Origin of the sequence: Erwinia sp. E_sp_B01_1 (assembly GCF_036865545.1) — a bacterium.
Taxonomy (GTDB): Bacteria; Pseudomonadota; Gammaproteobacteria; order Enterobacterales; family Enterobacteriaceae; genus Erwinia.
The window spans coordinates 1,120,921-1,144,532 of record NZ_CP142208.1 but is presented as its reverse complement, the minus strand read 5'-3'; the positions used below and the strand labels follow the sequence as shown (position 1 = coordinate 1,144,532).

21 protein-coding genes are annotated in these 23,612 nt (G+C 52.0%); 14 read left to right on the top strand and 7 right to left on the bottom strand.

Features of this window, described 5'->3' with window-relative positions; translation table 11 throughout:
- Nucleotides 1-181: 181 nt before the first annotated feature.
- The 5 genes from lon to bolA form a co-directional block, all read right to left on the bottom strand.
- Nucleotides 182-2,536 carry an endopeptidase La gene (gene lon, locus VRC33_RS05430; RefSeq protein WP_338561656.1) on the bottom strand — a complete coding sequence of 785 codons (2,355 nt, stop codon included), beginning with the start codon at nucleotides 2,534-2,536 and terminating at the stop codon, nucleotides 182-184.
- 191 nt (nucleotides 2,537-2,727) lie between these two features.
- Nucleotides 2,728-4,002, bottom strand: a complete 1,275-nt coding sequence (gene clpX / locus VRC33_RS05425) for an ATP-dependent protease ATP-binding subunit ClpX (protein ID WP_338561654.1) — start codon at nucleotides 4,000-4,002, stop codon at nucleotides 2,728-2,730.
- 119 nt (nucleotides 4,003-4,121) lie between these two features.
- A complete protein-coding gene (gene clpP / locus VRC33_RS05420; protein WP_024967267.1) occupies nucleotides 4,122-4,745 on the bottom strand; it encodes an ATP-dependent Clp endopeptidase proteolytic subunit ClpP in 624 nt (207 codons plus the stop codon).
- A gap of 336 nt (nucleotides 4,746-5,081) precedes the next feature.
- On the bottom strand, nucleotides 5,082-6,386 hold the full coding sequence (gene tig, locus VRC33_RS05415) for a trigger factor (protein WP_338561650.1): 1,305 nt from the start codon (nucleotides 6,384-6,386) through the stop codon (nucleotides 5,082-5,084).
- Between the two features lie 318 nt (nucleotides 6,387-6,704).
- Nucleotides 6,705-7,019, bottom strand: coding sequence for a transcriptional regulator BolA (bolA, locus tag VRC33_RS05410; RefSeq protein ID WP_338561649.1), 315 nt, complete (start codon nucleotides 7,017-7,019; stop codon nucleotides 6,705-6,707).
- 300 nt (nucleotides 7,020-7,319) lie between these two features.
- On the opposite strand from bolA, the gene VRC33_RS05405 reads away from it, so the two are divergent.
- The 10 genes from VRC33_RS05405 (at nucleotide 7,320) to VRC33_RS05360 (ending at nucleotide 18,536) form a co-directional block, all read left to right on the top strand.
- On the top strand, nucleotides 7,320-7,898 hold the full coding sequence (locus tag VRC33_RS05405) for a lipoprotein (RefSeq protein WP_338561648.1): 579 nt from the start codon (nucleotides 7,320-7,322) through the stop codon (nucleotides 7,896-7,898).
- Between the two features lie 48 nt (nucleotides 7,899-7,946).
- Nucleotides 7,947-9,425: a muropeptide MFS transporter AmpG gene (gene ampG, locus VRC33_RS05400; RefSeq protein ID WP_338561647.1), complete on the top strand. Its 1,479-nt coding sequence runs from the start codon at nucleotides 7,947-7,949 to the stop codon at nucleotides 9,423-9,425.
- Nucleotides 9,426-9,949: 524 nt separating this feature from the next.
- On the top strand, nucleotides 9,950-10,876 hold the full coding sequence (gene cyoA / locus VRC33_RS05395; RefSeq protein ID WP_338561645.1) for a cytochrome o ubiquinol oxidase subunit II: 927 nt from the start codon (nucleotides 9,950-9,952) through the stop codon (nucleotides 10,874-10,876).
- 4 nt (nucleotides 10,877-10,880) lie between these two features.
- Nucleotides 10,881-12,872, top strand: coding sequence for a cytochrome o ubiquinol oxidase subunit I (cyoB, locus tag VRC33_RS05390; protein WP_338561642.1), 1,992 nt, complete (start codon nucleotides 10,881-10,883; stop codon nucleotides 12,870-12,872).
- Nucleotides 12,862-13,476, top strand: a complete 615-nt coding sequence (locus VRC33_RS05385) for a cytochrome o ubiquinol oxidase subunit III (protein ID WP_306207447.1) — start codon at nucleotides 12,862-12,864, stop codon at nucleotides 13,474-13,476. The genes cyoB and VRC33_RS05385 overlap by 11 nt, the downstream gene beginning before the upstream one ends.
- Entirely contained in the window at nucleotides 13,476-13,805 is a 330-nt protein-coding gene (locus VRC33_RS05380) for a cytochrome o ubiquinol oxidase subunit IV (protein ID WP_338561637.1), read from the top strand. The genes VRC33_RS05385 and VRC33_RS05380 overlap by 1 nt, the downstream gene beginning before the upstream one ends.
- A 13-nt stretch (nucleotides 13,806-13,818) precedes the next feature.
- Nucleotides 13,819-14,706 carry a heme o synthase gene (cyoE, locus tag VRC33_RS05375; protein ID WP_338564072.1) on the top strand — a complete coding sequence of 296 codons (888 nt, stop codon included), beginning with the start codon at nucleotides 13,819-13,821 and terminating at the stop codon, nucleotides 14,704-14,706.
- A gap of 127 nt (nucleotides 14,707-14,833) precedes the next feature.
- Nucleotides 14,834-16,198: an MFS transporter gene (locus VRC33_RS05370; protein ID WP_338561635.1), complete on the top strand. Its 1,365-nt coding sequence runs from the start codon at nucleotides 14,834-14,836 to the stop codon at nucleotides 16,196-16,198.
- 389 nt (nucleotides 16,199-16,587) lie between these two features.
- A complete protein-coding gene (gene hutW, locus VRC33_RS05365) occupies nucleotides 16,588-17,913 on the top strand; it encodes a heme anaerobic degradation radical SAM methyltransferase ChuW/HutW (RefSeq protein ID WP_338561632.1) in 1,326 nt (441 codons plus the stop codon).
- Nucleotides 17,913-18,536: an NAD(P)H-binding protein gene (locus VRC33_RS05360; RefSeq protein WP_338561630.1), complete on the top strand. Its 624-nt coding sequence runs from the start codon at nucleotides 17,913-17,915 to the stop codon at nucleotides 18,534-18,536. The genes hutW and VRC33_RS05360 overlap by 1 nt, the downstream gene beginning before the upstream one ends.
- A gap of 36 nt (nucleotides 18,537-18,572) precedes the next feature.
- Here VRC33_RS05360 and VRC33_RS05355 read toward each other — a convergent pair whose 3' ends face one another.
- The gene (locus tag VRC33_RS05355) at nucleotides 18,573-19,064 is read right to left on the bottom strand and encodes a YajQ family cyclic di-GMP-binding protein (RefSeq protein WP_338561628.1); all 492 of its coding nucleotides are present in this window, start codon (nucleotides 19,062-19,064) and stop codon (nucleotides 18,573-18,575) included.
- Between the two features lie 162 nt (nucleotides 19,065-19,226).
- On the opposite strand from VRC33_RS05355, the gene panE reads away from it, so the two are divergent.
- Both panE and yajL read left to right on the top strand, forming a co-directional pair.
- On the top strand, nucleotides 19,227-20,147 hold the full coding sequence (gene panE / locus VRC33_RS05350) for a 2-dehydropantoate 2-reductase (protein ID WP_338561626.1): 921 nt from the start codon (nucleotides 19,227-19,229) through the stop codon (nucleotides 20,145-20,147).
- Nucleotides 20,101-20,706 carry a protein deglycase YajL gene (gene yajL / locus VRC33_RS05345; protein WP_338561623.1) on the top strand — a complete coding sequence of 202 codons (606 nt, stop codon included), beginning with the start codon at nucleotides 20,101-20,103 and terminating at the stop codon, nucleotides 20,704-20,706. The genes panE and yajL overlap by 47 nt, the downstream gene beginning before the upstream one ends.
- Nucleotides 20,707-20,790: 84 nt before the next feature.
- Here the strand turns inward: yajL and thiI are convergent, their stop codons facing one another.
- Complete coding sequence (thiI, locus tag VRC33_RS05340; RefSeq protein ID WP_338561621.1) at nucleotides 20,791-22,239, bottom strand: tRNA uracil 4-sulfurtransferase ThiI; 1,449 nt, start codon at nucleotides 22,237-22,239, stop codon at nucleotides 20,791-20,793.
- A 218-nt stretch (nucleotides 22,240-22,457) separates the two neighbouring features.
- On the opposite strand from thiI, the gene xseB reads away from it, so the two are divergent.
- Nucleotides 22,458-22,700, top strand: a complete 243-nt coding sequence (gene xseB, locus VRC33_RS05335; RefSeq protein ID WP_338564068.1) for an exodeoxyribonuclease VII small subunit — start codon at nucleotides 22,458-22,460, stop codon at nucleotides 22,698-22,700.
- Nucleotides 22,700-23,599 carry a (2E,6E)-farnesyl diphosphate synthase gene (ispA, locus tag VRC33_RS05330; protein ID WP_338561618.1) on the top strand — a complete coding sequence of 300 codons (900 nt, stop codon included), beginning with the start codon at nucleotides 22,700-22,702 and terminating at the stop codon, nucleotides 23,597-23,599. Before xseB ends, ispA begins: the two co-directional genes overlap by 1 nt.
- Nucleotides 23,600-23,612 lie beyond the last annotated feature (13 nt).

Here is a 23,612-nt window from a genome sequence, read left to right as displayed (position 1 = left end):
ATTATTCACTTCATAAGCAGGTTTCCCACCTGTTACGAAAGCGTATCAATTATCTGGATTTAATTATGCTACGCCTGATACGGCCTCGCCGTCACTGGCTTAACAGCTCTCTAAATTAGCGGCACAAAAAAAAGCTGGCAAGTCCCAATTTGCCTGCCAGCGTTCTTTTTGTTTCAGGTCACTATTTTGCGGTCGCTACCTGCATGCCATAAGGAGCATTTTGCAGAGCAAGCGTCAGCACTTCCTCGATGCGCTTCACCGGATGGATATCCAGATCGGCGATAACGTTGTCCGGAATCTCTTCCAGATCGCGTTTGTTTTCATCAGGAATAAGCACCGTTTTGATACCACCACGGTGTGCTGCCAGCAGTTTTTCTTTCAGACCGCCGATAGGCAGAACCTGACCACGCAGCGTAATCTCTCCGGTCATGGCAACATCTGCACGAACCGGGTTACCGGTCAGGCAGGAAACCAGAGCGGTACACATGGCGATACCGGCGCTTGGACCATCCTTCGGCGTTGCCCCTTCAGGTACGTGAACGTGAATATCACGCTTCTCGTAGAAGTCCCCGTTGATGCCCAGCTTCTCGGCACGCGCACGGACTACGGTCAGTGCTGCCTGAATGGATTCCTGCATGACTTCACCCAGTGAACCGGTATAGGTCAACTTGCCTTTACCAGGCACACAGGCGGTTTCAATGGTCAGCAGGTCGCCACCCACTTCAGTCCAGGCCAGCCCCGTTACCTGACCTACACGGTTTTCATTTTCCGCACGGCCATAGTCGTAACGCTGTACGCCCAGGAAATCTTTCAGGTTGTCGGCATTGATCAAAATATGCTTAACGGATTTATCCATCAGCAGGGTTTTCACCGCCTTACGGCACAGCTTGGACAATTCACGCTCAAGGCTACGCACGCCCGCTTCACGGGTGTAGTAACGGATAATGCTGACAATAGCACTGTCATCAACCGTGATTTCATTGCTCTTCAGCGCGTTACGTTCAATCTGTTTCGACAGCAGGTGCTGTTTGGCAATGTTCAGTTTCTCATCTTCGGTATAACCCGAGAGACGAATCACCTCCATACGGTCCAGCAGCGGCGCAGGGATATTCATGGAGTTAGACGTTGCCACAAACATCACGTCGGAGAGATCGTAATCAACTTCCAGGTAATGGTCGTTAAAAGCAATGTTCTGCTCCGGATCCAGCACCTCAAGCAGTGCTGAAGCTGGATCGCCCCGCATGTCAGAAGACATTTTGTCGATTTCATCCAGCAGGAAAAGCGGGTTTTTGACCCCTACTTTTGCCATTTTCTGGATCAGTTTGCCCGGCATTGAACCAATATAGGTACGGCGGTGACCACGAATTTCCGCTTCATCGCGCACGCCACCCAGCGCCATACGGACATACTTACGGCCCGTTGCCTTAGCAATAGACTGGCCAAGCGAAGTTTTACCCACACCAGGAGGCCCAACCAGACACAGGATCGGCCCTTTGATTTTGCTGACACGACTCTGTACTGCCAAATACTCAAGGATGCGGTCTTTCACACGTTCCAGACCGAAGTGATCGGTATCCAGCGTTTCCTGAGCTTTGACCAGGTCTTTTTTAACCTTGCTGCGCGCATTCCACGGAACCTGCACCATCCAGTCGATATAGCCACGCACTACGGTTGCTTCCGCAGACATCGGTGACATCATCTTCAGCTTCTGCAGTTCAGCTTCCGTTTTGTCACGCGCCTCTTTCGGCATTTTTGCCGCATCGATTTTGCGTTTCAGCGCTTCATTTTCATCAGGCGCATCGTCCATTTCGCCAAGTTCTTTCTGAATCGCCTTCATCTGCTCGTTCAGATAGTACTCGCGCTGGCTTTTTTCCATCTGCTTTTTAACGCGATTGCGGATACGTTTTTCCACCTGGAGCAGATCAATCTCTGACTCCATCATCGCCATCAGATACTCCAGACGTTCATTCACGTCTGACATTTCCAGCACCGACTGTTTGTCAGCCAGCTTCAGCGGCATATGCGCTGCCACCGTATCGGCCAGACGTGCAGCATCTTCAATGCTGTTCAGTGAGGTCAGCACTTCCGGTGGGATTTTCTTGTTCAGTTTGATATAGCCTTCAAACTGATTAATCGCGGTGCGCACCAGCACTTCCTGCTCGCGCTCATCGATTTCAGGTGATGCCAGGTATTCAGCCTGGGCTGTGAAGTGATCGCCATTATCAGCAAGCGTGGTGATATGCGCACGTTGCAGGCCTTCTACCAGCACTTTTACCGTACCGTCTGGCAGTTTCAGCATTTGCAAAATAGAGGCTACGGTCCCTACAGAAAAGAGATCGTTAATGCCAGGCTCATCCGTTGAAGCTTCTTTCTGAGCGACCAGCATGATTTTTTTATCATGGTCCATGGCGGCTTCAAGGCAGCGAATAGATTTTTCACGGCCGACAAACAACGGAATTACCATGTGCGGATAAACCACTACGTCACGCAACGGCAACACAGGGATTTCAATGCGTTCAGAACGCTCAGGATTCATAGAGCTCTCTCTTAGTTTAATTTCCGCCAGGGTGATGGGAACCGCAACAGACAACTAAAGTGCAGTTTTACCCACAGGTAGTTGAGTATATGGGGATGAATATAAGACATTCAATGTTATCTGCGAGAGAAAAGCAAAAGGGGGAATAAATTCCCCCTTTTTAAGATAACTGACTGGAATTGTGTGGTTATTTATTCACCAGATGCCTGTTGAGCATCCTGTTTTCCATAAATCAGCAAGGGTTCGCTTTGCCCGTCAATGACTGAATCGTCAATGACCACTTTTTCCACATCGTCCAGTGAAGGAAGATCGTACATGGTGTTCAGCAGCGCGCCTTCCACAATAGATCGCAGGCCACGGGCACCTGTTTTACGTGACATCGCTTTTTTGGCAATCGCCGTCAGGGCTTCGTCGCGGAATTCCAGATCCACACCTTCAAGATTAAACAGCGCCTGATACTGCTTGGTCAGGGCGTTTTTCGGCTCGCGCAGGATCTGAATCAGCGCTTCTTCACTCAATTCGTTCAGCGTTGCCACGACCGGCAGACGGCCGATAAATTCAGGGATCAGGCCGAATTTAATCAAATCTTCCGGTTCAACCTGCTCAAGCAGCTGACCTTCGGTCGCTTTTTCAGCTTTACCCTTCACGGTGGCACCAAAGCCAATACCCGATCCGGTTTCAACACGCTGAGAGATAACCTTGTCCAGCCCGGCAAAAGCACCACCACAGATAAACAGGATTTTGGAAGTATCAACCTGCAGGAATTCCTGCTGGGGATGCTTACGTCCGCCCTGAGGAGGCACGGCCGCCACGGTCCCTTCAATCAGCTTAAGCAGCGCCTGCTGTACGCCTTCGCCCGACACGTCACGGGTGATTGATGGATTATCGGATTTGCGGGAAATTTTATCAATTTCATCGATATAAACGATGCCGCGCTGCGCTTTCTGCACATCATAATCACATTTCTGCAGCAGCTTCTGAATGATGTTCTCGACGTCTTCACCCACGTAACCCGCTTCGGTCAGGGTGGTGGCATCAGCCATGGTGAACGGCACATCCAGCAGGCGGGCAAGGGTTTCAGCCAGCAGTGTTTTACCACTCCCGGTTGGACCAATCAGCAAAATGTTACTTTTGCCCAGCTCGATGCCATTGCTGGTGTCGCCATTACGCAGGCGTTTGTAGTGATTATAGACCGCTACGGCCAGCACTTTCTTCGCCCGTTCCTGGCCGATAACGTAATCGTCGAGGTGATGGCGGATTTCATGCGGCGTCGGCAGTGCGCTGCGTTCACGGTGTGGCGCAACCTCTTTGATCTCTTCGCGAATAATGTCGTTGCATAGATCAACACATTCATCGCAGACATACACTGACGGGCCGGCAATCAGCTTGCGCACTTCATGCTGGCTTTTGCCGCAAAAAGAGCAGTACAGCAGCTTTCCTGAACCGTCTTTGCGCTTATCTGTCATCAGTTAACCTCTTCTGTTATCTTCGTCCGCACTCTGTTGCGGCGATGATGCCGCCTTGCGGCACCCTCATTCGTTGCTCCAGCCCATCCTTAACTATAGACGACGGATGGGCATCAGGCTTATGTGCGATGCGTAAGAATTGAATCGACCAGCCCATACTCTACAGCTTCGCTCGCTGACAGGAAACGGTCACGTTCCGTGTCTCTCTCTATTTCTTCAAGCGTTTTGCCCGTATGTTCAGCCATCAGTTCATTCATGCGCTGCTTCACTTTCAGAATCTCACGCGCATGGATTTCAATATCCGTCGCCTGACCCTGATAACCACCCAGCGGCTGGTGGATCATTACGCGGGAGTTCGGCAGGCAGTAACGCTTGCCTTTAGCACCAGCGGTCAGCAGAAACGCACCCATAGAGCACGCCTGGCCCATACAGATAGTGCTGACATCCGGCTTGATGAACTTCATGGTGTCGTAGATCGACATCCCTGCGGTAATCACGCCGCCAGGAGAGTTAATATAAAGGTGGATATCTTTTTCCGGGTTCTCAGCTTCCAGAAACAGCATCTGAGCGACGATCAGGTTCGCCATATGATCTTCAACCTGACCGGTCAGGAAGATAATGCGCTCTTTTAGCAGGCGAGAAAAAATGTCGTAAGAACGCTCTCCGCGAGAGGTTTGTTCGACCACCATCGGCACCAAAGCCATATGAGGTGCAGTTTGTTCACGTTCGCCACTGTATGACATTACCGTCTCCTGGATAAATTTCTTTTGGCAACACTCCGTACCAATTCTACTTGAGAGCGATCCGGAACACTATGTTTCCATTACTTTCCCCATACGCAGGGGAACAATCAAGACCAGACTCAGTACGCCATAAATCCTATCTGGGGATGCTGCCCCGCTGATTCAAGCATAACAACGTTTTTCGCAACTGCTAACCAGGAAAAGTAGCATAGTTGATATTTTGCCGGTTTACTGAGCGAATAGACGACAAATGGCACATCCGGGCAACCGATAAAAAGCAAAAAGCCCGCGGTCATCACAACCGCGGGCTTTTATTTATCTTTCAGAATCAGATAATCAGGCCGGTTGGGTCTGGTTCATCAGTTCCTGGAAGTTAGTGGCTTTTTCGGTCACTTTAGCTTTTTCCAGTACGGCTTCCACCGCCTGTTCTTCCAGAGCAACGTTACGCATGTTGTTCATCAGCTCATTGTTTTTGCTGTAGAACTCAACCACTTCTGATGGATCTTCATAAGCAGAAGCCATCTCTTCGATCAGCACTTTTACACGATCTTCGTCAGCTTTCAGCTCATGTGTGCGAATCACTTCGCCCAGCAGCAGACCGACAACAACGCGACGCTTAGCCTGCTCTTCAAACAGTTCACGAGGCAGCTCAAAAGCCTGCTTCTCGTTACCGCCAAAGCGCTGTGCAGCCTGGCGACGCAGCACGTCGATTTCGCCATCGATCAGCGCCACTGGCACCTCGATGTCGTTAGCGCTGACCAGACCGTCGATAGCCTGAGTCTTAACACGGTTACGCACTGCGCCTTTCAGCTCGCGCTCCATGTTTTTACGCACTTCGGTACGCAGACCTGCAACAGAGCCATCTTCAACGCCAAAACGCTTGATGAACTCTTCAGTGAATTCTGGCAGCTCACGCTCTTCCACTTTCTTCAGGACGATTTCAAACTTCGCTGCTTTCCCTTTCAGGGTTTCAGCGTGGTAATCTTCCGGGAAGTTTACGTCGATGGTGAAAGTTTCGCCGGCTTTATGGCCAACAACACCCTCTTCAAAACCTGGGATCATACGACCCTGGCCCATCGCCAGTACGAAGTCAGACGCTTTGCCGCCTTCGAACTCTTCACCGTCTACTGAACCGGAGAAGTCGAGGGTTGCGCGGTCTTCAGCTTCTGCTGCACGGTCGGTTTCTTTCCAGGTGGCCTGCTGCTTGCGCAGGGTATCCAGCATGGTGTCAACGTCTGCATCAGTCACTTCAACAACCGGTTTTTCAACTTCGATTGCGTCCAGACCTTTCAGCTCAACTTCCGGGTAAACTTCAAATTCAACGGTGAAAGTGAAGTCTTCGCCCATTTTGTATTCGCCTGGCACATAGTTTGGCGCGCCAGCCGGATTGATCTTCTCTTTGATGATCGCGTCAACGAAATTGCGCTGCATCATTTCGCCCAGAACGTCCTGGCGAACGGAAGCACCGTAGCGCTGTGCCACGACAGTCATCGGCACTTTCCCTTTGCGGAAACCGTCGATACGTACCTTTTTAGATACGCTGACCAGCTCACTTTTCACCGCATTCTCGATCACATCTTTATCAACGGTAATCGTAACGCGACGGCCCAGACCCTGAGTTGTTTCTACTGAAGCTTGCATCTTATTACCTCAAAAAATCACGTGCTCGGTCAACTTCAGCCCTCCCTGCTTCATAAGAATCAGGGTAGAGACTAAGAACCGGGACGGCTTCTGATGCCAGAACCACAATCCCTGTTACCAGAAGCGTCCCGAAGACATTCCGGAAAAATAGACGCAGCATTATAGCGGCAACGTTAAAGCGAGTCGAGGCTACACAAGCCCGACAGAGGGCTAACTTCACTGCTTTTGCCGGATAAAGGATAAAAAAGTGGGCCAGGCCGCAATTTTCCCCAGAAATGACAAAGCGGCCCGCAGGCCGCTTCAGATGAAAATACCCTGTCAGGCCAGCATGCCGGCTCCACGACAGTTTGGAGAACTGGGAACAGTATCCTGTAATCCTTCCCATTCCTTGACGGTGTAAGTATGTAAAGCCAGCGCATGAACGCTTCCAGCCAGTTCATCAGCGAGCGCACTATAAATAGTGCGATGACGCATCAGGAAACGCTGGTTAATAAAGTTGTCACTGACAATGACCACTTTAAAATGACTTTCTGCACCCGCAGGGACGTTATGACGGTAACTTTCGTCATGCACTTCCAGATGAACAGGTGTAAACGCCGTTCTTAGCTTTTCTTCTATTTGTTCGCGGATCATACCTGGACTCCTCTACGACAGTGAGCTCTGCCCCATCCCTTTAAATATTAGCTGGTTTTTTTTCGTTTCCGACCTGTGGCGATAAAAATACCCTGGCCTTAATCTCTGCTACTGTGCATTTTCACGGAGAAAGCTGCAACCTGTCTCTCTCAAACCGGCCAGGGCTACGGCGTTCATCATGCGCTGAAAAATTGCAAGGCGATGAATTTACGCGCTATCAGGGCTTCCCCTTGTTACAGGCAATGTTATGATGGCGGCAGTTTTGTCAGCACTACACCCTTTGTCATCGAGAAAATAAGCATGTTAAAAAAATTATTATTCCCTCTGCTGGCCGTGTTTATTCTGGCTGGCTGTGCAAGCAACAGCAACACACTCAACGTTTCACCAAAAATTCAGTTGCCACAACAGGATCCAAGCCTGACCGGCATCACCGTCAGTATTAACGGTGCCGACCAACGTAGCGATCAGGCCCTGGCAAAGGTGACCCGCGATAACCAGCTCGTCACGCTTACCCCTTCGCGCGACCTGCGTTTCCTGCTGCAGGAAGTGCTGGAGAAGCAAATGGGTGCACGCGGTTACATGATTGGCCCGAACGGCGCAGTTGATCTGCAGATCATCGTTAATAATCTCTATGCAGATGTCACCCAGGGTAACGTGCGTTACAGCATTACGACCAAGGCAGACATCTCTATTATTGCCACCGCGAAAAACGGCAATAAGCAGATCAAAAACTATCGCCAGACTTACAGTGTTGAAGGAGCCTTCACCGCTAACAACACCAAAATCACCAATGCTGTTAACTCCACCCTCAGCGATGTGATTTCTGATATGGCTCAGGACACCAGCATCCACGAGTTTATCAAGCAAAACGCCCGTTAATTCGCCTGTGCCCGCCGGGATCCTGGCGGGCTTTGTTGTAAGGTTTGTATGCCCAGCCACTACCTCCAGATTTTTACTCAACGTAACGCCGCCCTGCTTCTGATCCTCGGCTTTGCTTCCGGTCTGCCACTGGCACTGACCTCCGGCACGTTGCAGGCCTGGATGGCGGTGGAAAACGTCGATATTAAAACGATAGGCTTTTTCTCTCTGGTAGGGCAGGCCTACGTCTTCAAATTCCTCTGGTCACCGTTGATGGACCGCTACACGCCCTCTTTTTTAGGACGACGTCGTGGCTGGTTACTGGTGACGCAACTGCTGTTGATAGTTGGCATAGCCCTGATGGGCTTTATGAATCCTGCAAGGGATCTGACCCTGCTGGCTGCACTGGCGGTACTGGTAGCATTTTGCTCAGCCTCTCAGGATATTGTTTTCGACGCCTGGAAAACGGACGTGCTTCCCGCAGAGGAGCGCGGTAGCGGTGCAGCCATCAGCGTGCTGGGTTACCGTCTGGCAATGCTGGTATCTGGCGGTCTGGCGCTCTGGCTTGCTGACCGATTTTTGGGATGGCAGGCCATCTGGTGGCTGATGGCCGCAATGATGGTGCCTGCTGTGATTGCCACGCTGCTGGCGAAAGAGCCCGCCGACCCGGTCGCCCGCCCCCACACTCTGGAAGAAGCCGTCATCGCCCCGTTACGGGACTTTTTCAACCGTAACAATGCCTGGCTGATCCTCTCTCTTATTGTCCTTTATAAACTGGGTGATGCGTTTGCCGCGAGCCTGACCACCATCTTCCTGATACGTGGCGTTGGCTTTGATGCGGGCGACGTGGGCCTGGTCAATAAGACCCTCGGTCTGATAGCCACTATCATTGGCGCATTGTATGGCGGCGTACTGATGCAGCGCCTGAGCCTGTTTCGCGCGCTGATGATATTCGGGATTTTGCAGGCGGTGTCCAATCTCGGCTATTGGGTATTGGCAGTGACGGACAAGCACCTCTACAGCATGGCGGCAGCGGTGTTTGTAGAAAACCTTTGTGGTGGGATGGGCACGGCGGCTTTTGTCGCGCTGTTAATGACGCTGTGCAATAAATCTTTCTCGGCCACTCAGTTTGCCCTGCTCTCTGCACTATCCGCTGTAGGGCGTGTGTATGTAGGCCCGGTTGCCGGATGGTTTGTGGAGAGTTGGGGATGGCCGACATTTTACGCCTTCTCCGTATTTGCCGCCCTGCCCGGTCTGTTCCTGCTGGCAGGATGCCGCCAGACGCTGGAATATGCTCAAAAGCATCAGTCATTTTTACCCCGCAACCGCTATCAGTCTGGCTACCGCTGGGCACTTCGGGCGTTAAAACTGGGCGCGGGATTGGTCGTTGTGGGGATGCTTCTGCTGGCAATGCGCGCAATGAACCTGCCAGATGCGGGAGCAATCATTAGCATTCTGTTAGAATCCGGCGTGTTTTTTGCACTTATTGGGATAGTCACTGGCAGCCTGTTGGACTACCTGGCACAGCGCCACGTTTTGTTAGAATAGCGACCCCGGACTTAAGCTTTGAACAGGTATTGCCGGTTCACTCTCACACAAACATTTAACAAAATCGGGGGTGTTGCTGCACGTTAATGCGGCAACAGCGGCGGTTAAATCGCCGAATTTTAACAACCCTTTCTTCGTCACATATCTGTCCGATCCGTTATTTCCTGAAAGGTTTTCATCTTTACACTTCCAATAAAAGAAATATTAAAAACCGGTGCGTGACTATTATTGTATAAATTAAATCATGTAAATGATGCGTACATGTTAAAATATTGAGTACCAATTTCGCTGTTTATAGCAGAGCCCGCCTTAAATGCGAGGTTATCATTGGTTTTTGTTATATTAGAGCCAAACCCTTGCTCTCATTCATAATTTGTCACCGTCAGCAACATCTGTGACAGTGTTTGCAAAAGGTGTCAACACGGCGCTGACACAAGATGTTGCTGGTTTACAGTACTGAAACGTTCCCGTAAAATGCCGCCACACTTAAACGACAATAGAGCCCTTGTCATTGAGGTCGTTAAATGAGACTCAGTAAATACAATAAAAGTTTGGGGATTTTGTCATTAATAGCAGGCACTTTATTGTTAAGTGGCTGTGATAGTGCGTTATTGAATCCCAAAGGACAGGTTGCACTGGAGCAACGTTCGCTAATCCTGACAGCCTTCGGCTTGATGATGATCGTCGTAATTCCTGCAGTCCTGATGGCCGTGGTGTTCGCCTGGAAATATCGGGCATCCAATACCAATGCAAAATACAGCCCTAACTGGTCACACTCTAATAAAGTGGAAGCCGTAGTCTGGACTGTTCCCATTTTGATTATTATCTTCCTTGGCGTCCTGACGTGGAAATCTACTCACGCGCTGGAACCAGGCAAGCCTCTGGCATCCGATGTGAAGCCGGTTGAGATTGATGTGGTTGCACTGGACTGGAAGTGGCTGTTCATTTACCCGGAACAGGGTATTGCAACAGTTAACCAGATCGCGTTCCCGGCTAATACGCCTGTGAGCTTTAAGATCACTTCTAACTCCGTTATGAACTCCTTCTTCATTCCTACCCTCGGTAGCCAGATTTACGCTATGGCGGGCATGCAGACCAAACTGCATCTGATTGCGAATGAACCTGGTACCTTTGATGGGATCTCCTCCAACTTCAGCGGTCGCGGCTTCTCCGGTATGAAGTTCAAAGCTATCGCCACACCTGACACTGCAACATTTGATCAGTGGGTAGCGAAAGCCAAAGAATCTTCAAACACGCTGACGACAATGGATGACTTCGAGAAACTGGCAGCGCCAAGCGAAAACCATCCGGTTGAGTTCTTCTCTACGGCAAATCCTGAACTGTTCAAGCAGGTGATTGGCAAGTTCAAGATGAACCACGGGAAAATGGACATGTCAGGACACGAAGGCATGGACATGAGCGATACCCCTAAAGCGGGAGCCGAGGAATAATACGATGTTGGGAAAATTAACCCTTGATGCAGTACCGTATCACGAACCTATTATCGTGATTACGGTCGCCGCCATCATTCTTGGTGGCCTGGCAGTCGCCGGAGCAATCACTTATTTCGGTAAGTGGCAATACCTGTGGTCAGAATGGCTGACGTCTGTTGACCACAAAAAACTCGGTATCATGTATATCATCGTGGCTTTCGTCATGTTACTGCGCGGCTTTGCCGATGCGGTGATGATGCGTAGCCAGCAGGTACTGGCTTCGGCCGGCGAGGCAGGATTCTTACCGCCTCATCACTACGACCAGATCTTCACCGCCCACGGCGTGATCATGATCTTCTTCGTAGCGATGCCGTTTGTTATCGGTCTGATGAACATTGCTGTTCCTTTACAGATTGGTGCACGCGATGTGGCCTTCCCGTTCCTGAACAACCTGAGCTTCTGGTTCACGGCTGTGGGTGTGGTACTGGTTAACCTGTCACTGGGTGTGGGCGAATTTGCTCAGACTGGCTGGCTGGCTTATCCGCCGCTCTCCGGTGCGGAATACAGTCCTGGGGTCGGTGTCGACTACTGGATATGGAGTCTGCAGCTGTCAGGGATTGGTACGACATTAACAGGTATTAACTTCTTCGTTACTATCCTGAGAATGCGTGCGCCTGGCATGACCATGTTCAAAATGCCTGTATTTACCTGGGCTTCCCTGTGTACCAACGTGCTGATCATTGTCTCCTTCCCGGTTCTGACCGTGACGCTGGCATTGCTGACCCTGGATCGCTATCTGGGCTTCCATTTCTTCACCAATGAAATGGGCGGCAACATGATGATGTACGTCAACCTGATTTGGGTTTGGGGACATCCGGAAGTGTATATCCTGGTTCTGCCGGTCTTCGGTGTCTTCTCCGAAGTGGTGGCAACCTTCTCTAAAAAGCGCCTGTTTGGTTACACCTCACTGGTTTGGGCAACGATTGTTATCACCATCCTGTCCTTCGTAGTGTGGCTGCACCACTTCTTCACCATGGGCGCCGGTGCGAACGTTAACGCCTTCTTCGGCATCATGACGATGGTTATCGCCATCCCGACCGGGGTTAAAATCTTCAACTGGTTGTTCACCATGTATCAGGGCCGCATTCAGATGCACTCTGCTATGTTGTGGACCGTTGGCTTCCTGGTCACCTTCTCTGTAGGTGGTATGACCGGTGTTCTGCTGGCGGTACCAGGTGCTGACTTCGTGCTGCACAACAGTCTGTTCCTGATTGCTCACTTCCATAACGTAATTATTGGTGGTGTGGTGTTCGGTTGCTTTGCTGGTGTGACTTACTGGTTCCCTAAAGCGTTCGGCTTCTGCCTGAATGAAAAATGGGGTATCCGCGCCTTCTGGTTCTGGATTATCGGTTTCTTCGTTGCCTTTATGCCGCTGTATGCACTGGGCTTCATGGGGATGACCCGTCGTCTGAGCCAGGACATCGATCCACAGTTCCACCCACTGCTGGTTGTTGCAGCCTTTGGTGCTGCGCTGATCGCTTGTGGTGTGCTGTGCCAAATCACTCAGTTCTGGGTTTCAGTACGTGACCGTGAGCAGCTGCGTGATGTGACCGGCGATCCGTGGGGCGGCCGTACGCTGGAGTGGGCAACCTCTTCACCACCACCGTTCTATAACTTTGCTGAAGTGCCTGTCATTCACGAGCGCGATGCGTTCTGGGAAATGAAAGAAAAAGGCGAAGCTTACAAACAGCCTGCTAAGTACGAAGAGATCCACATGCCGAAGAACAGCGGCGCTGGTGTGGTGATCGGTGCATTCAGCCTGGTGTTTGGTTTCGCGGCTATCTGGCACATCTGGTGGCTGGTAGGTGTGGCGTTCCTCGGTATGATCTTAACCTGGATCATCAAGAGCTTTGACGAAGACGTGGATTACTACGTTCCCGTTGCCGAGATCGAAAAAATCGAGAATCAGCACTTTGACGAAATTAGCAAAGCAGGTCTGAAAAATGTCGACTGAAACTCTGACTAAGCACCACGACGCCCATGCGGAGCATGGGCATCACGATGCAGGAGCCAATAAACTTTTTGGCTTCTGGATCTACCTGATGAGCGACTGCATTATCTTCGCAACGTTGTTTGCGACCTATGCAGTAATGGTCAACAGCACCGCTGGCGGCCCGGCAGGTAAAGATATCTTTGAGTTACCCTTTGTTCTGGGTGAAACAGCACTGCTGCTGTTCAGCTCAATCACTTACGGGTTTGCCGTCATCAGCATGGAAAAAGGCACCAAATCAACCGTATTAGGTTGGCTGGCGCTGACGTTCCTGTTGGGTGCAGGCTTCATCTCAATGGAAATCTATGAGTTCCATCATCTGATCACTGAAGGCTTCGGTCCGCAGCGCAGTGGTTTCCTTTCAGCCTTCTTTACGCTGGTAGGAACTCACGGTCTGCACGTAACTTCCGGTTTGATCTGGATGCTGGTGCTGATGTATCAGGTCGCCACTAAAGGTCTGACCTCTACAAACCATACGCGTGTGATGTGTCTGAGCATGTTCTGGCACTTCCTGGACGTTGTCTGGATTTGTGTATTCACCATCGTTTATCTGCTGGGGGCCATGTAATGAGCAAGACATTAAGCGATCATGGTACCTCGCACGGTAGCGTGAAGACTTACATGATCGGCTTTATTCTGTCGATCATTCTGACTGCCATTCCTTTCTGGATGGTCATGAGCGGCGGCGCGTCTAAGGGAACTATCCTGACCGTTGTCATCGTGGCTGCAGTCATCCAGGTGCTGGTGCATCTTTACTACTTCCTGCACCTCAGCACCTCTACCGATCAACGTTGGAATCTGGTGGCAATTGTCTTCTCTGCCGTCATCATTCTGATAGTTGTAGTGGGCTCTATATGGATTATGTGGAACCTCAATTACAACATGATGGTCCACTAAAGAGCTGCCCGTGATGATTAAGCAATACCTGCAAGTAACGAAACCAGGAATTATTTTCGGAAATCTAATTTCTGTAATCGGGGGATTCCTGCTGGCCTCTAAAGGCAGCATCGACTATGCCCTGTTTCTCTCCACCTTAGTCGGCGTTTCGCTGGTGGTCGCATCGGGTTGTGTTTATAACAACTTTATCGACCGTGACATCGACATAAAAATGGAGAGGACCAGAAATCGAGTGCTGGTTAAAGGCCTCATTTCTCCGACAGTCTCTCTGGTTTATGCAACCGTTCTGGGTATTGCTGGATTCGCGTTGCTGTATTTCGGAGCTAACCCGCTGGCCATGTGGCTGGCGGTGATGGGCTTTGTGGTTTATGTCGGCGTTTACAGCCTGTACATGAAGCGCAAGTCTGTGTATGGCACGTTGATTGGTAGTCTTTCTGGCGCAGCGCCGCCGGTGATTGGCTACTGTGCTGTGACGAACCAGTTTGATGCTGGCGCGTTGATCCTGCTGGCTATCTTTAGCCTGTGGCAGATGCCGCACTCCTATGCGATTGCCATCTTCCGCTTTAAAGATTACCAGGCAGCGAATATCCCGGTTCTGCCGGTGGTAAAAGGCATCTCCGTGGCAAAAAATCATATTACGCTTTATATCCTGGCGTTTATGATTGCCACCCTGATGCTGACGCTGGGCGGGTATGCGGGCTACAAATATCTGGTTGTGGCCGCAGCGGTTAGCGTGTGGTGGTTAGGCATGGCGCTGTCGGGCTATAAGACGCAGAACGATCGCGTCTGGGCTCGTAAGCTGTTTGTCTTCTCCATCGTCGCCATTACGGCACTGAGCGTGATGATGTCGGTCGATTTTATGGCTCCGGCCTCTAAAGACCTGCTGACAATGGTCAGGTAGCACAGACCCCATCAAAAAGGGCGCGATTATCGCGCCCTTTCTTTTTGTTACCACTTAGCAAGAAGTATCATTTTACCCGCCCTGCCCTGCCGCCTAAAATACGTCGACCAGATAAACTGAGGTAGTAATGAACGATAATAAAATGACTCCGGTCGAGCTGCGTGCGACATGGGGTTTGGGGACGGTATTCTCCCTGCGCATGTTGGGAATGTTTATGGTGTTACCCGTCCTGACGACATATGGCATGGCATTACAGGGAGCAAGTGAAGCACTGATTGGACTCGCCATTGGCATCTACGGTTTTACGCAAGCCGTTTTCCAGATCCCTTTCGGGTTATTGTCGGACCGTATTGGCCGCAAGCCGTTGATCGTAGGTGGATTACTGATATTTGTTCTCGGGAGTGTCATTGCTGCAAGCACCACTTCCATCTGGGGGGTGATTCTGGGGCGTGCCCTGCAGGGATCCGGCGCTATCGCTGCCGCAGTGATGGCGCTGCTTTCAGATTTGACCCGTGAACAGAACCGCACCAAGGCCATGGCCTTTATCGGCATCAGTTTTGGCGTCACCTTTGCCATTGCTATGGTGCTTGGCCCGATTATTACTCATGCGCTGGGCCTGCATGCCCTGTTCTGGATGATTGCCATTCTGGCCAGTTGCGGCATTGTGATTACGCTGCTGGTGGTGCCTTCCACGCCAAACCATATCCTGAACCGCGAGTCAGGCATGGTGAAGGGGTCGATTAAGGATGTGCTGGCAAACAGCCGTCTGGTTAAGCTGAACTTCGGTATTCTTTGTCTGCATGTGCTGTTGATGTCGAGCTTTGTGGCGTTGCCGGGCGAGTTCGAGCGCGCTGGTTTCCCTGCGGAGCAGCACTGGAAAGTCTACCTGGTGACGATGTTGATTGCCTTCTGCGGGGTGATCCCTTTCATTATTTATGCCGAAGTAAAACGACGCATGAAGCGGGTTTTTGTCTGCTGTGTGGCGCTGATGCTGATTGCTGAGATTGTGCTGTGGGGAGCGGGAAGCAATTTCTGGACGCTGGTCGTTGGCGTGCAGCTGTTCTTTATCGGCTTTAATCTGATGGAAGCGATTCTGCCTTCGCTGGTCAGTAAAGAGTCGCCTCCGGGCTATAAAGGCACGGCGATGGGGCTTTATTCCACCAGCCAGTTTATTGGCGTAGCCATTGGCGGCAGCATGGGGGGCTGGGTATTCGGTCATTTCGATGCGCAGTCTGTGTTCCTTGTTGGCACGCTGGTCGCCGCTGTCTGGCTGATAGTGAGCTGTACGATGAAGGAGCCGCCTTATGTCAGCAGTCTGCGCATTGTGTTGAATGATGCGGCGCTGGAGCAGAAGTCGCTGGAGCAGCGTATTCGTGCTCAGCCTGGCGTTGCCGCAGTCTTTATTGTGCCGGAAGAGAAAACTGCCTACGTGAAGATTGACAGTAAAGTGACTAACCGCGTGGAGCTTGAGGCGTTGGTAGCCAGCTGCTAAGTGCTGAACCGATATCTGTTTTGGGAACATGGTGCCGAGTTTGGAATTCTAAAACCAGCGTAAGCTACAGGAACATGGGCCGCTCATAAAGACGCAAAAAACGTCATCCATGACAGCTCGGCTCGCGCCGTCCATGGCGCGAGACGCTTTATAATCGGCCCATGTTCCCTCCGCATTAATTTCTGAGTTGCTGGTAAGTAAGATCCTGAATGTGTTACGCGTTAATTTCTGAGTTGCTGGTAAGTAAGATCCTGAATGTGTTACGCATTAATTTCTCCTTGCCCTCCCTTTTTTGATTTGAATCATTCCCGCCTCACTTAGCGTTGCCAAATGATAATGATTATCTTTTAATAACCCTCTTTCTTCGCCCTGCCCCATGGAAGAGGTTTATGCAGATGGATTTTTCCCCCTGGTTCGCGATGCCTGGCTTTCCCGCTTTTGCAGAGCGACGCGCCGCTATGCCCTGGCGTAATACCCTACCTTTACCTGCCGGTGAGATTCAGTCCGCCTGGCAAAGCTTGCTGCTTAAGCCTCTGCCACCCTGTAAAAGGCTGCTGTATGTGCATGTGCCTTTCTGCGCCACACATTGCACCTTTTGCGGGTTTTATCAGAATAAATTTCAGCCGGATGAAGCAGAAAAATACGTGGGTTATTTACTGCGCGAAATCGAAATGGAGGCCGACAGTACATTGCATCAGTCCGCGCCGATCCATGCTGTTTATTTTGGTGGAGGCACGCCAACGGCACTTTCTGCGCAAGGTCTGTACCGGGTTATCAGCCTGCTGCGGGAAAGGCTGCCGCTGGCTCCGGATTGTGAGATAACCATTGAAGGTCGAGTCCTCAATTTCGATAATGCGCGGATTGATGCCTGTCTGGATGCAGGGGCGAACCGTTTTTCAATCGGCATTCAGACTTTTGACACGCGTATCCGGAAAAAGATGGCGCGCACCTCGGACCGACGGCAGTCAGTGACTTTTCTTGAAAATTTGTGCCGGCGCGATCGCGCTGCTGTCGTCTGCGATCTAATATTTGGCCTGCCCGACCAGACAGCCAGTCACTGGCAGAAGGATCTGGAGAGGGTCAGGGATATCGGTCTTGATGGTGTGGATCTTTATGCCCTGAATTTGCTTCCCACCACGCCACTGGCAAAAGCCGTTGCGAACGATCGCGCGAGCGTGCCGGATGTGAGCCAGCGGCGTGAGCTTTATCTTCAGGGTGCCGCGCTTCTGGCCGGGTATGGCTGGCGTCAGCTCAGTAACAGCCACTGGGCCAGAACCACGCGGGAGCGGAATCTGTACAATCTGCTGATCAAACAGGGAGCAGACTGCCTTGCGCTGGGATCCGGTGCTGGCGGCAATCTCAACGGTCAGGCTTATATGCTGGATCGCCGGCTGGAGAGTTACTACCTCACGCTGGATAGCGGTAATAAGCCCATCGCCATGATGACACCCCCTGCGCAAAGCCCGCATCAGTGGCGACACAAGTTACAGGGCGGCATTGAAACGGGTCGCGTGGATCTGCATGCACTAACCGCACAGGCTTCGCTGCTCCAGCCACTGGTCGATCAGTGGTATCACTCTGGCCTGCTGACAGACACAGGGCTGTGCCTGCATCTGACCGACAATGGACGCTTCTGGGCGAATAACCTGATGCAGTCGCTGTCAGAAATTCTGCTGCAACTCTCTTCCTCTCAATCATTAAAAGGAGATCGATAATGGCAACATGGCTGGTTTTTGGCGGCGCGAAAGGCACGGGTGCGCAGCTTATTGAGTATGCAATCCAACACCAGCAGCCCGTAGTGGCCGTGATGCGAAAGCAGGAAGATGCTGACAGGATGGCGGCTCAGCAGGTGCAGACTTTTGTCGGTGATGCCTGTGAAGTTGAGCTGGTTATGCGGGCCTGTAAAGCCGCAGGCAAAGAAGCGGTAATCATCTCCACAATGGGAGGCGCTCAGGATTATTCTGCGCACCGTAACGTTATCGATTGTGCGGAGAAAGCGGGGATCCGCCAGATGCTGATGGTGACGTCACTGGGATGTGGCGACACCTGGCCAGCCCTTTCCGACAGAGCGAAACGCGCTTTCGGTCAGGCCGTCAGAGAGAAATCTCTGGCGGAAAGCTGGCTGCAGACCAGCAGCCTTGCCTGGTGCATCATCAGGCCGGGCGGCCTGCTAAACGGCGAGGCTACAGGTCAGGGGCAACTGGTGCAAAACGCTGAAGTCCACGGTCTTATCAGACGGGCGGATGTGGTACTGGCGATTGCCAGCCTGCTCGCCCACCCGCTAAATCAGCAGATCTACAGCCTGACCGAGCCGGGTTTAACGCCACAGACGGTTTAGGGCAGGAAACAGGGCGAAATTCGTCGCCCTGTTCACTCAGTCGCGGAAGTTTTTGAACTGGAATGGCTGACCCAGATCGCCACCGCGTACCAGCGCCATTGCACCCTGCAGATCGTCACGGGATTTGCCAGTCACACGTATTTCTTCGCCCTGAATCTGCGTCTGGACTTTGATCTTGCTGTCTTTAATCAGCTTAATCAGCTTTTTCGCCACGTCCGCAGGAATGCCTTTTTTCATTTTGGCTTCCACGCTCCAGCTTTTGCCGCTGTGCTCAATCTCTTCCGGAACTTCCAGTGCCGCGCCTTCAATGCCACGCTTTAACAGCTTTTCGCGGATGATATCCACCAGCTGTTTGACCTGGAAGTCAGATTCGCTCAACACTTTGATCGATTCGTTTTTTTCATTCAGCTCATAGCTGGCCGTGACGTTACGGAAATCGAAACGGGTCGACAGTTCGCGGTTAGCATTTTCCACCGCATTGCGGACTTCCTGCATGTCGATTTCAGAAACGATATCGAAAGATGGCATGATGTATTCTCCTGGTTCTAAAGTGACATGCATAATACCCACTTAGGGCCGGTAAAAAAACCATCGGCGTAGAAAGCTATAATAAGGTTAACAAACCTGCCGGGCGCCTGTCAGGGTCGGGAGCAAGGTTGAACTAACGCAACCCGTACGCGGGGAGGACGCATGAAGATTACCGTACTGGGATGCGGTGCACTGGGGCAAATCTGGTTAGCTGCCCTTGAAGCTCAGGGCCATGAAGTTCAGGGCTGGCTGCGGGTGCCGCAGCCATTCTGTTCTGTGAACGTCATCGATCTGAGCGGCACAACAATCAACAAAACCTGTATCGCCAACGATCCAAAGTTCCTCGCCGACAGCGATCTGCTGCTGGTGACCCTTAAAGCCTGGCAGGTTTCTGAGGCGGTAAAGAACCTGCAATTTATTTTGCGTGATGACTGCCCGATCCTGCTGCTGCATAACGGCATGGGCACGCTTGATGAATTAAGAGCGCTGCATCAGCCGCTGCTCAGGGGTATCACGACTCACGCCGCAAAACGCGATGGCACGGTGATTATTCATGTGGCGGCGGGCATCACGCATATCGGCCCAACCTCTTCTGACGCAGCCGCGCTCAGCGAGATCGCTGAAGTGCTACAGCAGGCGCTTCCGGACGTTGCCTGGCATAACAATGTGGCTTCCGCCGCATGGCAAAAGCTGGCGGTAAACTGCGTGATTAATCCGCTGACCGTACAATATGACTGTCCCAACGGGGAGTTGCTCAATCATCTGCCGGAAGTGACGGCGTTATGTAATGAATTAGCGGTGGTGATGGAGCGCGAAGGCCAGCACACCTCCCGTGAGGGTCTGCTGGATTACGTGCTGGATGTCATTAATACCACCTCGGCCAATACTTCATCCATGCTGCAGGATATCCGCGCCCAACGGCGAACGGAGATAGATTATATTACGGGTTACGTTATCCGTCGGGCGCGGGCACAAGGCCTGGCTACGCCTGAAAACAGCCGTCTCTATGAATTAATAAAGCGAAAGGAACAAGATTATGAGCGTGAACGCATCGGTGCTGGTTTGCCTGGCACCTGGCAGTGAGGAAACAGAAGCGGTCACTACCATTGATTTGCTGGTACGGGGTGGCCTGGCCGTCACCACCGCCAGCGTAACGGATGACGGCAGTACAGAAATCCGTTGCTCGCGCGGCGTCAGGCTGCTGGCCGATGCCCCGCTGGTTGAAGTGGCGGACAATGATTTTGCCGCTATTGTTTTACCGGGCGGGCTGAAGGGCGCAGAGGCATTGCGGGACAGCCCGCTGCTGGTTGAAACGGTGCGCCAGTTCCATCTTTCCGGCCGGATTGTTGCGGCAATTTGTGCCGCAGCCGGAACGGTACTGGTCCCGCATAATCTGTTCCCGGTAGGGAATATGACCGGATTTCCGGGATTAAAAGAGACCATCCCTGAAGAGAAATGGATGGACAAGCGTGTGGTCTGGGATCCGCGCGTCAATCTTTTGACCAGCCAGGGACCGGGCACCGCCATCGATTTCGCCCTGAAACTGATAGATCTGATCGTGGGCAAAGACAAAGCCCATGAGGTGGCCAGCCAGCTGGTGTTGGCAGCCGGAATTTATGACTATCGCGAATGGATTGAGTAAGCCGGGGAGATGATTGATGCCAGCGGGCGGCTGCCCGCTGGCAGGGTCACACCGGTTGATTACCGGCGCGCACCTGTTGGAAAATCAGGGACGGTAAACCTTCACATTTTTAAAGCCCTGCTCATGCAGGTAGAGCGCCTGCAGGCGGCTCATCACCCCACGCTCACAGTAGAGCAGCCAGGTTTTACTCTGATCCAGATTGCCAAACTGCGTGCTGAGTTTATAGAACGGCAGGGTTTTCACCTCCACATTCTCCAGCTCCAGTGGGCGATCGTCCTGCTCATCTGCAGAGCGGATATCCAGCACCACATCTTCCGGGCCAAAAGAGACCACGGTTTCGACTTCCACCACTTCCTGCTGAGTCTCTTCAGCAATCTGACGGATATCCACGTTAGTCGCCTCAGCCACCATTTTATCGAGGATGGCAAAGTCAAAGTTCTGCTCTTCCGCTTCGATTTTCGCTTTCACTGCTTTCACAGTGGGGCTTTTCGAAATCACACCGCAATATTCCGGCATGGTACGGGCAAAATCTTCGGTACCAATCTGGCGTGCCAGATTAATGATGTGCTCTTTATCGTGAGAAATCAGCGGACGCAGGATCAGCGTGTCACTGGCGTTATCGATCAGACGCAGGTTAGTCAGCGTCTGGCTGGAGACCTGGCCCAGCGCTTCACCGGTGACCAGCGCCTGCACATCATAACGTTCAGCGATTTTAGAAGCCGCGCGCACCATCATTCGCTTGAGCACCACGCCCATCTGGCCATCTTCCACTTTCTCCAGAATCTCACCGACTACCGGCTCGAAATTGATCGCCACAAAGCGCACTTTGTGTGAGCGGCCAAAACGATTCCAGAGATAGTGAGCCACCTGACGAACGCCAATCTCATGCGCGGCACCGCCGAGATTAAAGAAACAGTAGTGAACTTTACAGCCGCGACGCATCAGCATATAGCTGGACACGCCGGAGTCGAAACCGCCAGAAATCAGCGACAGGACATCTTCCTGCGTGCCGATTGGGTAGCCACCGATGCCCTCATGGCGACCGGTCACCAGCAGAAGGCGGTCATCTTCAATTTCGAGATTTACCGTAACCTGAGGGTGGTTCAGCTTCACCTGAGCCGTGGCGATATGCTGGTTCAGCCCGCCTCCGACATAGCGCTCAACATCCTGGGAGCTGAAGTCATGCTTGCCACGGCGCTTCACACGCACGGCAAAAGTTTTCCCTTCAAGACGCTCACGGTTGAGCTCCAGCGCCTGCTCAAAGATATTGTGCATATCGGTCCAGGCACGATCTTCAACTTCCAGTACGTGATGGATACCAGGAATACGCTGCAGGCCCTCAACGATCGCTGAACGCTTGCTTTCGTCTTTTGAACGCACTTCGATATGGTCCCAGTGACGCACCACGGCCAGCGTCTCATCGCTGTCCTTAAGCACGTTACGGATGTTCGTCGTCAGGATTTTAATAAAACGCAGGCGAACAGACTGACTTTTGATGGTAATTTCGGGGAATAACTTAATGATAAACTTCATGGCGGCATGGGTTCGTTAAGCAATTAAGTGCTAATATGAAAGGCACTTAACTGGTAAAATCATCGTATTGCAAAGCTGCCTCAGGCCCTTTACATCCAGAGCCTGAGTGTATCACATCCGTCCGGTGGCCGCGTTACCGGCATCATTATTTTGCTAATCATTTCCAGTCGGCTACCATGAGCGACTTCACGGAAAAAAACACTGAGCAGAACGTCATTATGCCTAAAAAAGCCGAACAGCCAGTCAGCTTCGAAACATCGCTACAGCAGCTGGAGCAGATTGTTTCCCGTCTTGAAAGTGGCGATCTGCCGCTGGAAGAGGCGCTCAACGAATTTGAACGCGGTGTCCAGCTCGCCAGAACGGGCCAGCAAAAACTGCAGGCTGCTGAACAGCGCGTGCAGATCCTGTTGAGCGACGATAAGCAAGCCGACCTGCAGCCTTTCACCCCGGAAAATGACTGATGGATTTTAGTGCCTTACTGGATGCGCATCATGCGCGGGTGAATCAGGCTTTACACCGTTTTATCGCTCCACTGCCGTTTCAGAATTCCCCGCTGGTGAATGCCATGGAATATGGGGCATTATTGGGCGGTAAGCGCCTGCGCCCTTTTCTTGTGTATGCCACCGGCGAAATGCTGCACGCTGACAGCGCAGCCCTTGATGCGCCAGCCGCAGCCGTTGAATGTATTCACGCCTATTCACTGATCCACGACGATCTGCCCGCGATGGATGATGACAGCCTGCGCCGGGGTCAGCCTACCTGCCACATTAAATTTGGTGAGGATACGGCTATTCTGGCCGGTGATGCGTTGCAAACGCTGGCGTTCTCCATCCTGGCAGATACGCCAATGCCGGGCGTCACGGCAGAATCGCGCGTGGCGATGATTTCAGAACTGGCCCAGGCCAGTGGTGTGGCGGGTATGTGTGGCGGACAGGCACTGGATCTGGCCGCTGAAGGCCAGCAGGTTAATCTGGCTGCACTGGAGCAGATCCACCGCCACAAAACCGGCGCGTTAATCCGCTCAGCGGTGCGCCTCGGGGCGCTGGCTGCCGGTGAACAAGGCCGTGCAGCGCTTCCGGCTCTGGATCGCTATGCCAGTGCGATTGGGCTGGCGTTTCAGGTGCAGGACGATATTCTGGATGTGGTCGGTGACACGGCCATCATTGGCAAGCGGCAGGGAGCCGATCAGGATCTTGGAAAAAGTACTTACCCGGCATTGATGGGACTCGAAGGTGCACGGGCCAAAGCGCGGGACCTCTATGAGGAATCACTCAGCGCATTAGAAACCCTTGCAGCGCACTCTTATACAACAACATCACTACAAGCGCTGGCAAGTTACATCATTAAACGCAATAAATAACTTCCACAATGAG

Excerpts from the sequence above, each read along its gene's own strand:
- cyoA (WP_338561645.1), top strand. The coding sequence starts at position 9,950 with ATGAGACTCAGTAAATACAATAAAAGTTTGGGGATTTTGTCATTAATA.
- VRC33_RS05405 (WP_338561648.1), top strand. The coding sequence starts at position 7,320 with ATGTTAAAAAAATTATTATTCCCTCTGCTGGCCGTGTTTATTCTGGCT.
- VRC33_RS05360 (WP_338561630.1), top strand. The coding sequence starts at position 17,913 with ATGGCAACATGGCTGGTTTTTGGCGGCGCGAAAGGCACGGGTGCGCAG.
- ampG (WP_338561647.1), top strand. The coding sequence starts at position 7,947 with ATGCCCAGCCACTACCTCCAGATTTTTACTCAACGTAACGCCGCCCTG.
- clpX (WP_338561654.1), bottom strand. The coding sequence starts at position 4,002 with ATGACAGATAAGCGCAAAGACGGTTCAGGAAAGCTGCTGTACTGCTCT.
- ispA (WP_338561618.1), top strand. The coding sequence starts at position 22,700 with ATGGATTTTAGTGCCTTACTGGATGCGCATCATGCGCGGGTGAATCAG.
- tig (WP_338561650.1), bottom strand. The coding sequence starts at position 6,386 with ATGCAAGCTTCAGTAGAAACAACTCAGGGTCTGGGCCGTCGCGTTACG.
- bolA (WP_338561649.1), bottom strand. The coding sequence starts at position 7,019 with ATGATCCGCGAACAAATAGAAGAAAAGCTAAGAACGGCGTTTACACCT.
- clpP (WP_024967267.1), bottom strand. The coding sequence starts at position 4,745 with ATGTCATACAGTGGCGAACGTGAACAAACTGCACCTCATATGGCTTTG.
- cyoB (WP_338561642.1), top strand. The coding sequence starts at position 10,881 with ATGTTGGGAAAATTAACCCTTGATGCAGTACCGTATCACGAACCTATT.
- VRC33_RS05355 (WP_338561628.1), bottom strand. The coding sequence starts at position 19,064 with ATGCCATCTTTCGATATCGTTTCTGAAATCGACATGCAGGAAGTCCGC.
- VRC33_RS05370 (WP_338561635.1), top strand. The coding sequence starts at position 14,834 with ATGAACGATAATAAAATGACTCCGGTCGAGCTGCGTGCGACATGGGGT.
- yajL (WP_338561623.1), top strand. The coding sequence starts at position 20,101 with ATGAGCGTGAACGCATCGGTGCTGGTTTGCCTGGCACCTGGCAGTGAG.
- hutW (WP_338561632.1), top strand. The coding sequence starts at position 16,588 with ATGCAGATGGATTTTTCCCCCTGGTTCGCGATGCCTGGCTTTCCCGCT.
- cyoE (WP_338564072.1), top strand. The coding sequence starts at position 13,819 with ATGATTAAGCAATACCTGCAAGTAACGAAACCAGGAATTATTTTCGGA.
- thiI (WP_338561621.1), bottom strand. The coding sequence starts at position 22,239 with ATGAAGTTTATCATTAAGTTATTCCCCGAAATTACCATCAAAAGTCAG.
- lon (WP_338561656.1), bottom strand. The coding sequence starts at position 2,536 with ATGAATCCTGAGCGTTCTGAACGCATTGAAATCCCTGTGTTGCCGTTG.
- VRC33_RS05380 (WP_338561637.1), top strand. The coding sequence starts at position 13,476 with ATGAGCAAGACATTAAGCGATCATGGTACCTCGCACGGTAGCGTGAAG.
- xseB (WP_338564068.1), top strand. The coding sequence starts at position 22,458 with ATGCCTAAAAAAGCCGAACAGCCAGTCAGCTTCGAAACATCGCTACAG.
- VRC33_RS05385 (WP_306207447.1), top strand. The coding sequence starts at position 12,862 with ATGTCGACTGAAACTCTGACTAAGCACCACGACGCCCATGCGGAGCAT.
- panE (WP_338561626.1), top strand. The coding sequence starts at position 19,227 with ATGAAGATTACCGTACTGGGATGCGGTGCACTGGGGCAAATCTGGTTA.